The sequence below is a fragment of the Phyllobacterium sp. P5_D12 genome (assembly GCF_054049495.1).
In genome coordinates this window covers 1-1,210 of record NZ_JBFUMG010000907.1, presented here as the reverse complement: position 1 = coordinate 1,210, position 1,210 = coordinate 1, and the positions used below count along the sequence as shown (strand labels likewise).

Here is a 1,210-nt window from a genome sequence, read left to right as displayed (position 1 = left end):
ATTATGGCCTCAATTTCAAGCAGATCGGTTTTCTGACGCTGACATTCCAGGTCACGGCCTCGCTGCTGCAGCCGATTGTCGGCACCTATACCGACAAGCGACCGATGCCCTATTCGCTGCCTGTCGGCATGGCTTTTTCGCTGGTTGGGCTCGGCTTGCTTTCCATTGCCACGCATTATGTCATGTTGCTTGCCGGCGCGGCTTTCATCGGCATCGGTTCGTCGATCTTCCACCCGGAATCCTCGCGCGTGGCCCGTCTCGCCTCGGGCGGCCGCCATGGTCTGGCACAGTCGTTCTTTCAGGTCGGCGGCAATTTCGGCACGGCGCTCGGGCCCTTGCTCGCAGCCTTCATCGTTCTGCCGCGCGGCCAGCAAAGTATTGCCTGGTTCTCCGCTGCCGCTCTGATCGGCATGATCATCCTTTATCAGGTCGGCAACTGGTACCAGCGCTATCGCATCGCCAACGCAAACAAGCCAGCCGCCAGCAGGGTCCTGAAGCTGCCGCGCAAAAAGGTCATTACATCGCTGCTGATCCTGACGCTGCTTGTCTTCACCAAGAACATCTACCTTGCCAGTATCTCCAGCTATTATACGTTCTACGTCATCCACAAATTCGGCATTTCGGTGCAGCAATCGCAAATGATGCTGTTCCTGTTCCTCGGTGCTGCTGCTGTCGGGACTATTCTTGGCGGCCCAATCGGCGACAAGATCGGCACCAAGGCCGTCATCTGGTTCTCGATCCTTGGCGTCCTGCCATTCACGTTGATGATGCCCTACGCCAATCTGTTCTGGACAGGTGTGCTGACGGTTTTCATCGGCTTCATCCTCTCGTCCGCTTTTCCTGCGATTGTGGTTTTTGCACAGGAGCTGGTACCCGGCCGGGTCGGCATGATCGCCGGCATCTTCTTCGGCTTTGCCTTCGGAATGGCCGGCATTGCCGCGGCGGTGCTCGGCTTCGTCGCCGACGCCAAGGGCATCGACTATGTCTATATGATCTGTTCCTACCTGCCATTCCTTGGATTGCTGACGATCTTCCTGCCAAGTATGCGGGAAGTACGAGGCGAACCCGCCACGGCCTGAACAACAAAAGCCCGGGCATGCCCGGGCTTTTTTTGGCCAGTCCTCCTTTATGAACGCTGCTGACGTCAATTGTCAGGAATGCTGGTTTGAAAAACGATATCTAACCCCATATAAAGAACACCATTCTCAAG

The 1,210-nt window shown here is 56.4% G+C and carries 1 protein-coding gene; it reads left to right on the top strand.

What is annotated here, in order from left to right; genetic code table 11:
• A partial coding sequence (locus ACXJ5O_RS27510; protein ID WP_457302678.1) for an MFS transporter occupies positions 1–1,079 on the top strand: 1,079 nt, incomplete at its 5' end.
• Positions 1,080–1,210: the final 131 nt, after the last annotated feature.